10 protein-coding genes are annotated in these 10,246 nt (G+C 63.6%); 6 read left to right on the top strand and 4 right to left on the bottom strand.

Going from position 1 to position 10,246, the window contains the following annotated elements; all coding sequences use genetic code 11:
* Positions 1 to 570: 570 nt before the first annotated feature.
* From G3480_RS23270 to G3480_RS23255, 4 genes are all read left to right on the top strand, one after another.
* Positions 571 to 3,138 (top strand): DNA topoisomerase 3, encoded by a 2,568-nt coding sequence (locus G3480_RS23270; RefSeq protein WP_164656564.1) that lies wholly within the window; start codon positions 571 to 573, stop codon positions 3,136 to 3,138.
* A 682-nt stretch (positions 3,139 to 3,820) separates the two neighbouring features.
* Positions 3,821 to 4,108, top strand: a complete 288-nt coding sequence (locus tag G3480_RS23265) for a DUF4351 domain-containing protein (protein ID WP_164656562.1) — start codon at positions 3,821 to 3,823, stop codon at positions 4,106 to 4,108.
* Between the two features lie 31 nt (positions 4,109 to 4,139).
* Complete coding sequence (locus tag G3480_RS23260) at positions 4,140 to 4,454, top strand: hypothetical protein (RefSeq protein ID WP_164656560.1); 315 nt, start codon at positions 4,140 to 4,142, stop codon at positions 4,452 to 4,454.
* Between the two features lie 94 nt (positions 4,455 to 4,548).
* Positions 4,549 to 5,337, top strand: a complete 789-nt coding sequence (locus G3480_RS23255) for a metallophosphoesterase (RefSeq protein WP_164656558.1) — start codon at positions 4,549 to 4,551, stop codon at positions 5,335 to 5,337.
* Positions 5,338 to 5,864: 527 nt separating this feature from the next.
* On the opposite strand, the gene G3480_RS23250 is transcribed toward G3480_RS23255, so the two are convergent.
* Complete coding sequence (locus tag G3480_RS23250; RefSeq protein WP_164656556.1) at positions 5,865 to 6,146, bottom strand: type II toxin-antitoxin system YafQ family toxin; 282 nt, start codon at positions 6,144 to 6,146, stop codon at positions 5,865 to 5,867.
* Entirely contained in the window at positions 6,133 to 6,396 is a 264-nt protein-coding gene (locus G3480_RS23245) for a type II toxin-antitoxin system RelB/DinJ family antitoxin (protein WP_164656554.1), read from the bottom strand. The genes G3480_RS23250 and G3480_RS23245 overlap by 14 nt, the downstream gene beginning before the upstream one ends.
* 82 nt (positions 6,397 to 6,478) lie before the next feature.
* Here G3480_RS23245 and G3480_RS23240 point away from each other — a divergent pair, with 82 nt between their 5' ends.
* Positions 6,479 to 6,937, top strand: coding sequence for a putative transposase (locus G3480_RS23240; RefSeq protein WP_164656552.1), 459 nt, complete (start codon positions 6,479 to 6,481; stop codon positions 6,935 to 6,937).
* A gap of 424 nt (positions 6,938 to 7,361) precedes the next feature.
* Here G3480_RS23240 and G3480_RS23235 read toward each other — a convergent pair whose 3' ends face one another.
* Positions 7,362 to 7,886 carry a ferritin gene (locus G3480_RS23235; RefSeq protein ID WP_164656550.1) on the bottom strand — a complete coding sequence of 175 codons (525 nt, stop codon included), beginning with the start codon at positions 7,884 to 7,886 and terminating at the stop codon, positions 7,362 to 7,364.
* A 193-nt stretch (positions 7,887 to 8,079) separates the two neighbouring features.
* Complete coding sequence (locus tag G3480_RS23230; protein WP_338114207.1) at positions 8,080 to 9,084, bottom strand: NAD(P)H-binding protein; 1,005 nt, start codon at positions 9,082 to 9,084, stop codon at positions 8,080 to 8,082.
* 695 nt (positions 9,085 to 9,779) lie between these two features.
* Between G3480_RS23230 and G3480_RS23225 the strand changes: the two genes are divergently transcribed.
* A complete protein-coding gene (locus G3480_RS23225; RefSeq protein ID WP_164656546.1) occupies positions 9,780 to 10,037 on the top strand; it encodes a hypothetical protein in 258 nt (85 codons plus the stop codon).
* The last annotated feature ends 209 nt before the right edge of the window (positions 10,038 to 10,246 follow it).

Genomic DNA, 10,246 nt, shown 5'->3' with positions numbered 1-10,246 from the left:
ATAGCGTAAAGGTGTATGGGCATTGTCTGAATTCATCTTGATCTCCTCCGAATGAAAAGAGGGCATTCGTATTAAATCGCCATGTTATTCAGATTTTTTCGACAGCGAATCAGTTACTTAGTTCCTATACAGCGTCTAAAATTACGCATCCCGCTCTGGTCGGGGTTTAGGTCCGCATTGAGGGCGTTCAATGCGCCGATCCCAGCGCCCTTAGGCATCTCGCAGGGCCGGTCGCGTACTGATACAGTCGCACGCATAACTGTAACAGTGATTGTCACATCGATGTGATGTTTCTCGGGCCTCGACGGATTTCTCTCTAACCTTGAGCCGCAGAATGACGCTCAGAAAAAAGGAGGAAGACGCGATGGCGCTATGCTCGCCATGAAGCAGGCGGAATGGTGCAAAACGATTGTCGGCAGCCTCTGACGCTATGCCCCAGATGGTAAGTGGCTCCAGTGCCGAACACGAATCGCGTCAGGAGATGTGGGATATTGTATAGTATTGTATAGGGTTGAGCCTTGACGGAAATCGCCTAAGGTCAATGGTTCAATAAGGTAGCATCCGCTCGCCATGACCACCGTCGTCCTCGCCGAAAAGCCCAGCGTCGCCCGCGACCTCGCGCGGGTGCTAGGTGCCGGGCGCAAGGGCGAGGGGTATCTGGAAGGCAACGGCTACCGCGTGACCTGGGCGCTGGGCCATCTGATCCATCTCGCCGAGCCGGATGAGTACGGAGATGCCTGGGCCGGGCGCTGGTCGGCCGAGCCGTTGCCAATGATCCCGGAGCGCTGGAAGCTGCGCATCGGCAAGCAGACCGCGAAGCAGTTCAAGATCGTCAAGGCGTTGATCACTGCCCCGGAGACCGAGCGCCTCATCTGTGCGACGGACGCCGGGCGCGAGGGCGAGCACATCTTCCGCCTCATCTATGAGCATGCCCGCTGCAAGAAGCCGTTCGAGCGGCTGTGGATCTCCAGCCTGACCGACGAGGCCATCCGCGCCGGCTTCCGGGCGCTGAAGCCCGGCCATGCCTTCAACCCGCTGGCCGATGCCGCACGTGCCCGCGCCCAGGCGGACTGGCTGGTCGGCATGAATCTGACCCGCGCCTATACGGTGCACAACCGGGTACTCTGCACCATCGGCCGGGTGCAGACACCGACGCTGGCCATGATCGTGGCGCGCGACGCCGAGATCGCGAACTTCACCAAGGCGTTCTTCTATGAACTCGCCGCGCATCTGACGGAGGGATTCGTCGCCCTCTATCTGCAGGACGGTACGACCCGGATCGAGCGCAAGGAGACGGCCGAGCGCCTGCAGCGGGAGCTGAGCCCGCATCAGACCGGGACGGTGAGCAAGGTGGAGAAGAAGGTCCGCCACCACCGCCCGCCCCCGCTCTATGATCTGACCAATCTCCAACGCGATGCCAATCGCCGCTTCGGCTTCACCGCCGCGCAGGTGCTCGAGCACGCCCAGGCGCTCTACGAGACCCACAAGCTCATCAGTTATCCCCGCACCGAGAGCCGGCACATCTCCGAGGATATGCTGCCGCAGCTCCCTGGCATCCTGAAGCAGCTGCAGCATCCGCTCGCCCCCGAGGCATTGCACCGCCTGGAGAGCGGACACCGGCTCAACAAGGCCTATGTCGACCGCACCAAGCTGACGGATCACCACGCCATCCTGCCCACCGGGACGGCGCCGTCCGCCGCACTGCCGCCGCCCCTGCGCCGGATCTACGATCTGGTTGTGGCGCGCTTCGTGGCGATCTTCCTGCCCGATCAGCGCGTCGAGGAGACGCGGGTCGAGATCGCCATCGGGGAGGCCACCTTCCTGGCACGCGGCTCGGTCGTCCTGGAGCCGGGCTGGAAGCGGGTCGAGCCGGAGCGTCGTCAGACGAAGGCCGCCGAGACCGCAGAGGACGGTGATGACAACGCGCCGCAAGGCCCACTGCCGTCGCTGGACGTCGGTCAAAGGGTGCATGTGGACCGTCTGGAGGTGCGGGAGAAGGAGACCCAGCCGCCCCGTCATTACGACGACGCCAGTCTGCTCGCGGCCATGAAGAACGCCGGGCGCACGATCGAGGATGATGCACTGGCCTCGGCGATGGCGGCATCCGGTCTCGGCACGCCGGCGACCCGCGCCGAGATCCTCGAAAAGCTGATCCGCACCGGTTACCTGGAGCGGCAGCGCAAGCAGCTGCGCGCCACCGCCAAGGGCCAGGCCTTGATCGGCTTGGTCGCCGCCCCGCTGCGCAGCCCCGAGCTGACGGCCGAGTGGGAGCAACGACTCAAAGAAATCGAGCTGGGCGAGCGCACGGCCGCCGAGTTCGATCGCGACATCGTCACCTTCCTGCGTGAGTTGGTCCCCCAGATCGCCCAAGGTCCGGCCCTGAGCGCGGAGCAGGTCGACGCCGCCCGACAGGGTGAGCCCCGCCGCAATGGGGGCAAGGCAGCAAAGACCGTAAAGACCTCGCGACGCGCCAGCGGCGCCAAGGCCGCCGAATACGGCCCCTGCCCCCTCTGCAAGCAAGGCGAGATCACCGAGACGACCAAAGCGCTCGGTTGCAGCCGCTATCGCGACGGCTGCGGCTTCACCATCTGGAAGACGGTGGCAGGTCGCAAGCTGACCAAGACCCAGATCCGCCAGCTCATCGACCGGGGTCGCACCGATCCTATCCAGGGGTTTGTCTCCAAGGCCGGCAAGCCCTTCGCCGCCGCGCTGCGACTCGACCCGGCCGGCAAAGTGATGCTGGACTTCGGCGACGCCGCAAAGGGACGCTCGGCGGCGCCTCGCAACGCCAGAGCCAGCTCGGGCTCGACCCCACTGGCATCGGACAAGAGGGTCGAAGCGCCACCCCAGGAGCCTGCCTCCAGTCACGCGCCCTCCCTGCGCGAGGATCCGCCGCTGTGCCCCAAATGCGGCCAGGGACGCATCATTGAGGGTCGCCGCGGCTTCGGCTGCAACCGCTATCGTGACGGCTGCAATTTCGTGGTCTGGAAGCAGATTGACGCTCTAGTGCTGACCGAGGGGCAGATCCGCGCGCTGATCGAGCACGGCCGCGCCGGGCCGATCGCTGCGACCGACGCGCATGGCCCGGTCTATCTGCAGCTTGATGCGCATTGGCAGGTCCGAGTCGAGCGGACGTAGCGGACGGCGGTTTGCTGTCTTCCATGGGATGGATCCCGGCCACAACGGATAGCGCCCTCAGGCAATGCCACCCGTCCTGCAGCACAGGCGCAGATCGCTCATGTCTTCCGGGCGAGCACTTGCGGCACGCCCCTTTTCCGGGGCATCAACCGGCAATCGCCGACATCACCGCCCCTTGATCTGCGCAGGCGCGTTCTCACGACCTTGCAAGGGCAGTGAGGCGACCAAAATCCAACGCGACTACAGACGCGACTACAAAACAATTTGGCTCATGGGGCGAGTTGTGTGGAAAGCTCATCTGACGGCAAGGAATCCCGCGCTGAATCAGCTACCTGTGCTGGCCAACCATAGAACGACCACACATTTCGCCCCATGAGCCGAAAGAGCTTTGGGACACCAAGGACCAAATTGCCCGGGAGCACGATTACGATCTCGATCGCCTGGTCGAGTTCCTGCGCCGCGGGACATCCGCGACCAAGGTAAGCGGGCTTCAGCCACCGGCCCGCAAACCACGCGCGCACCCCGAGCCTGCCGGCGCGCGACCCATGACTGAGGGTTGAGCGCGTCTGCGTAGCGACCACCAACGGCATGGCTTCATCCAGACCTTTCATAGCGACAGGTTTTGGGGCACGACGTTCCAATCCATCGCGGCCCCGTGTTCCCCGCCGAACTGGAGGTCCAGTTGTGGCAAGCACTCAGCACCCTGGAAAGGAACAAGCACATGCGTTACGTCACATCGGTCGAGCGGATCGGCTACGCGCGCGGTCACCAGGAAGGACTCGCGGAAGGCTGGCGTGTGGAAGCCGTCGCACTGGTGCGCAAGCTACTACAGCGCCGCGTCGGCATGCTCCCACCTGTCCTCGATCAGCGACTCGAGGCTCTCAGCGTGGACGAGTTCGAAGCGCTGAGCGAGGCCTTGCTCGATTTCAGCGCGCTCGGCGATCTCGAGCAGTGGCTCGCGCAGCCGTGAGCGGTCCTTCTTACCTCAGGAGACCCGCTCGATGAGCTTCTCAACCGAGCCCACGGCCTACCACAAGACGGTCCTGTCGGATCTCCAGGGGGCTTGGTCGATTCTGCGCGATGCCGTGGTGCAGTCAGCGGGCTTCCCCGACTGGCAGCAGGCCTTGTTTCACATCGACGAGGCGATGAGTTGGGAGTCGGTGCGGAATCTCGAGGTCATGCGGCAGCGACTGCTCTTGGTGCGTAACAAGTTGCGCCATGCCGGGGTTCCGGACGACGTCGTCGCCTGCTTGGAAGACGTCAACGCGGTGATGGACGAGACGCTCGAGGCGCTGCGAAACGGCGAGATCGACTGATGCTTCATGGGGACGGGGACTCACCCGAGCCGAGACCGACGAGGCTCACCTCCGCTGCGCAGCGGCCCAGCCCCAGGGCCCGAATGAGGTTGACGTGAAGATCCAGCTGCTCTCCGATCTCCATCTCGAGTTTGACCGAACGACGCGCCGAGGATCTGCTCCCCGGCTCGACGCCATCCCGGACAGCAATGCCGATGTGATCGTGCTTGCCGGCGATATCGACACCGGCCTGAGCGGCCTGCGCTGGGCAATCGGTGAGGCTTCACGGCTCGAGCGCCCGATGCTCTACGTCTTCGGCAACCACGAATACTATGGCCAGGCCATGCCGCGGCTGCTCGAGAAGGGACGCGCGCCGGTCGCGGGAACCGGGGTGCATCTGCTGGAGAAGGACGCCGTGGTGATCGAGGGGGTGCGCTTCCTAGGCTGCACGCTCTGGACGGACTTTGCGCTGCAAGGAGACACGCCACGGGCCGTCGCCGAGGCGGCTCAGCAGATGAGCGACTTCCGCCGCATCCGCGTCTCACCTCAGTACCGCCGGCTCAAGCCGCTGGACCTGATGGCCATCCACCATGACACGGTTACCTGGCTGCGTGAGCGCCTGGCCGAGTCGCCCGCACCGCCGACGGTCGTCGTCACGCATCATGCCCCCAGTCCTCGGTCACTTGCGCTAGGATCCGCTGAGGATCCACTCTCTCCGGCCTATGCGAGCGACCTGGAGGCACTCATGGGTCCCAACATCGCGCTCTGGATCCACGGTCATCTCCATCGCCGGGCCGAGTATCGCGTGAACGAGACGCGGATCCTCTGCAATGCGCGAGGCTATTACCCCAGTGACCTGGTCCCTGAATTCGATGCGGCCTGGACGGTCACGCTGCCCGCTTGACCGGCATCGCCGAGCCAACGCGCAATGACGTGGATGGGCCGTTGCGGGACTCAAGTGCCGATCCAGGCGACGGTGATCCTGGGGGCGTCCACGCCATTGACGGGCCAAACGCCTCGTCTCTCATCACACCTTCACTTGGAGAGCAACTTGATCGCCCATTGACCGCGCTTCTGCGCGAAGGCGATCGGCTCGTGCTCCCCACCCTGTCGTCGGCGCAAGGCCGTGGCTTTCTTGCCCTCCACCCGCACGTCGCTCAGATGCTCACCGACGAAGAGTGCGCGACTGACCGAGCCTCCACCGAGCGTCGCCCGCTTGAGCCGCTCGACCTGGGCCGTGATCGGGAGCGAGCGTCAAGTCGAGTCACGACCGCAATCAGGCCAATCGGCGGCCACGAACGCGACCGCCCGCTCTAACGCGTTGAGCGGTCATTGGGAGCCAGTTGAACCAAATGCGCCCTCGTGCGTTTGGTGATCGATCAATCCCAGTACAATTCGTCACCTGTCCCCTGGCATGAATTGCGGTGCTGCTTAAAGGCCAAGCTCGCTATGCGAACCGAGTCGGACAAGCTGCAAGACGGCCTCATCCGGTTTGCGGTAGATCAACACAAGGTCCGGCTTGATATGGCAATCCCTGTGATCGCGCCAATCGCCGCCAAGAGCGTGATCGCGATGACGCGACTCAAGCAGCTGATCGCAGGCCAGCGCCGTCAAGATAGGAATCAGTTCGGCATCAAGCGTGGCTTGGTGATGACCTTTGGCCTCGCGCTTATAGTCGCGCTTGAACTGGCTGGTGCGCTCAATCCTCCGCATGCAAGTCGGCCATCAGCGCCTCCACGCTGCCGACGCTCTTGAGGCCCCCGGCACGCGCCTCACGCATCGCCGCAACGGTGGTCTCGTTAGGCACCAGAGGCTCGAATGGTAACGCCTTATCGTGAGCCACGCGCGTCAGCAAGATGCGAAAAGCATCGGACACCGTTAGACCCATGGCAGCAAGGACAGCACTCGCCTCCTCTTTGATTTGCGCATCGATCCGGGCACGGACAATAGCGTTCGTAGGCATCGCAAAATCTCCTCTGCTCTTGAGCCACATCGTAGCCCAAAACCGTTTCGGATGCTCGATCGCCGTTGTTGGCGTCCCAGGGGTGACCAACATCACGGCGTTATTGGCCATGGGGCTACTCGACAGCATCGAGCGTCATCTGCAACTGCCCAAGGGCGACGACTACGGGCTCGACGGCCTGTTGCTGTTGATGGCGTTCATGGCCTTGGCGCGACTGCCATCGATCGAAGCGCTACGCGACTGCGCGCCGGGGGAATGCTGTGTCTGCGCGCGACCACTGAGGGCTGGGTCAATGCCACGGACCATGGACAGGCAGCCGTTCTTCGTCGTCAACCAAGTCGTCAATCTGGGGCTGTCCGCCCGCAATGCCCCTGAGCCTTGGCTGCTGGTGGCCTCGACGCGCCCCGCTGAGTGGCCGGCGAGGCCTCTGGTCAAGGTCTATCGTCAGAGCATGCAAATTGAGCTGAGCTTTAGGGACATGAAGCGTCGGCACTTCGGCAAGGGGCTCGAGTGCAGCGCTTCGCGCGGTGCCGGTCGCTAAAGGGTGCTGGGGGCTGGTGCTGATTGCCTCCTTGGCGGCGATCCTGCTGTGGCTGATCGGGACGACCGCAGAGCGCTGCGGCGTGCATGCGCGTAGCGACCGGGCAGGCGCAAGCCTCGGGCCTACTCGCGGCTGTTCCTAGCCCGGCTGCTGCTGACGCTCGAGGAGTGCCGAACGACCATTGCCGAACGCGCCGAGGCTATCGAGACGCCCGATCTATGGGTTGCGAATGCCCAGGATAGACTGCTCGCCGAGCGGCCGAAGCAGGCCGAATTTGTGGGGATACCTCAGGGCCAACGTCGCGTTAATGACCCTTGACCTTGCGCTTCGGGCACTTCTTGCAACGCTTCTGCTCAAGGTATTTCTTGCAGCACTTCTCGGATTTCTTACTCATCGCGAACCCCGCATGGCAGGCGAGCTTGGACTAGGCGGCCGTGGTGTCCTGCGCTTGTCCGATCTGTTTGGCGAGACCCGCCAGCTCGTTGTCGATCAGCATCAAGGCTTGCCCCTGGTCGCCGAATAGACGGACACGACCGAGGATATCCTTGACGGTCGCCTCTTCCTCGATCTGCTCGGTGACGAACCACTGCAAGAAAATATTGGTCGCATGGTCCTTTTCCGATAGGGCGTGATCGACCAGCTCGTTGATACAGGCCGTGACGCCACGCTCATGGGTCAGGGTCTGCTCGAACATCTCGATCACGCTCGGCTCAACCGCCTCGGGCGCGGCGACATCGCCAATCTGGACGACGGCATCCTGATCGATGAGGTAGCGGTACATCTTCATGGCATGCGCAAGTTCCTCGCCATGCTTGGCGAATAACCAGGCCGCCACACCCCTGAGGCTCATGGTCTCGGCCTGTGCCGCGAGCGAAAGGTAGAAATTGGCGGAGTACATCTCGCGGTTGATCTGGGCGTTGATGCGGCTGGCCATCTCTTGGGAAATCATCGAGGCGTGCTCCTAGTCATCTGGGGGCTGGTTTGCAGTCACTTGTTAGGGCGAGATGATGCCACGAACCCCGTCGGGCAAGGGTGCGAGCGCGGAAGCAGGGTGATCTCGAGCCGCAGTTACCTCGCGGCGCCAACAAACGACAGGTCTCGAGCGCGCGTCCCGGCCCACTGCACCCAGTGGCGTGCAAGGCTCAGAACACCGAATGCTCGCCGCGCTCGGCCGTCTCGGAGCCAGCGACGAGCTGCCGGTAGTAATCGAACAGGGTGTCCTGGCCGGTCTCGGGCGTTGCCTCGGCATCATAGCGACCGCTCTCGGGGTCGAGGACCAGCATGGATTCCGTTGCGTAATAGTGACCGATCCGGGCCAGCTCGGCCTTAACGGCCAGACGTGGAACCACCTTCCCCAGCACCCCCAGGACCGCCGCGATGCCGCTGATGAGCGAGACCGGCACCTGCTTGAAACGCGGCTCGCGGCCGAGCAGCTCGAACAGAAACTGTCCTTGCTCGAGCGGCGTGATGGCCGGCCCCGGTCCGCCAATCGGTAAGATCTTGTCCTGCAGCGATGGATCTTCCAGGCAATCCGCGAGATAGGCCGCCAGATCCGCGTCGCTGATCGGCTTGCAGGCGGTCAGGGTGCCGTCGCCGAACACCAGATAAGGCTTCCCCTGCTGGACCCGCGACACCTGGCCCGACAGCGATTTGAAGAAGGCGGTCGGACGCACGATCGAGTAGGTCAGTCCGGACTCCATCAGCGCCTGCTCGAAGGCGAGCTTGGCCTGCTGAAAGGCCAGTCGCGGCCGCTGGACGCAGATCGCCGACAACAGCACCATCTGTGTCGCGCCCGCAGCCTTGGCCTGCGCGAGCAGGCCCATGTGGGCCTGGTGGTCGATCGCCCAAGCATCGCGCGGCTCGCCTGTCCGCGATGCGAGACAGGACACCACCGCATCGAAGTGCTCGTTGCGGAATCCATGCTCGGCAAGCGAGGTGGGATCGGTGACGTCGGCGAAGCGCACCTCAGCCCCCTGCAAGACGTCCAGCGGCCGCTCCTGCATCGACGCACCGCGCGGGCGGGCTTGTGGGCGGACGACGCAGACGACCTCGTGACCGCGCGCCAGCAAGGCGGAAACAGTCGCGCGCCCAATGGTGCCGGTGCCCCCGACCATAAGGACGCGACGGGGTCGTTTAGTGTCGCTCACATTCATCGGTCAGTGCCCGTTGTGCTCTAAGCTCGAATCCAAAGTCTGGACATCGACATCTATCGCGGTCCGTGATGCGCAACAGACTGGGCGAGTGGAATCGTCCAATTCGCGCGCGGGCGAGCAAGAATACCAGAGTGCGGCAGGCTCAACCTCGCGCGCCTGCCCCTCGGCCGCCGAGGCGGCCGACAATCGGGCCGAGAGAAGCGCCGGGTGCGCGCCAGCAGTCAGGGGAGATCCTGACGGCCTCGTCGCATCGTAGGCGCAGGTTTGTGAGCATGGACTTCTCGAGCACCATGATCCGCTCGAACAGCCGCAAAACCGCAATTCGCGCATCCGACCTGAGTCGATGCAAAGGCCCGGGCAATCATCACGCTTGGGCCTCTCGCTCGACCTTCTTGCCCTGCCCGCTTCGAGCCCCCTGCCCTTGCCTTCCATCCGCATTGAAGCCCCTTCGGCCAAAGAGCGTCTGCTCGAACAGAAAGACGACACTTTCAGTGAAGATGTTCGCTAAGGGCGAACACAATGCCGCTTCTGAGCACCTCATGACGGCACCCGATGGCTTGAAACCGCCATTTCATGCGGCCTCGCCGCCGATTTTACGAAGTTGGCACAGCGGCTGCATTACTCCAGACAAGGGCACTCAGAGCGCGACGCCATCAGAACAGACTCACGACCCACTTGGAGCGACCACCATGCTGACCATCACCGACCTGACCCTGCGCAACGACCTCGATGCAGCGTCCATGAGCAACGTGCGCGGCGGCTTCGCGCTGAGCGACTTCGATGCCCTGTTCGGCACCGCGATCGTCAATGCCCCTGAGATCGACATGGGGACACATGCCCTGCTGCAGAGCCAAGGCGTCGCGGTCGATCAGTCCGGCAACATCGGCGGGCTGAACCTGGTGTTCTCGAATCAGACCCAGAACGGCATCGCCGGCCAGGTCGCCTAAGCCAACCCAGTCCCAACCACTCGATACGCAACCGTAAGACCTAGGAGAAAAACCATGTTGAACCTGACAGACCTGAGCGCCGACCGGACCCTGGACAAGGCCGCCATGAGCGGTGTGAGCGGCGGCTACGCCTTCGCCGGAGACGCCTTCGGCGCCTTCTTCGGCATCGTCAACGCCCCCGAGATCGATCTCGGCACGCACCTGCTCGC

Source organism: Thiorhodococcus mannitoliphagus (assembly GCF_010915725.1).
In the GTDB taxonomy this organism is placed as follows: Bacteria; Pseudomonadota; Gammaproteobacteria; order Chromatiales; family Chromatiaceae; genus Thiorhodococcus; species Thiorhodococcus mannitoliphagus.
The sequence above is the reverse complement of the archived record's forward strand: the minus strand, read 5'-3'. Positions and strand labels throughout refer to the sequence as shown.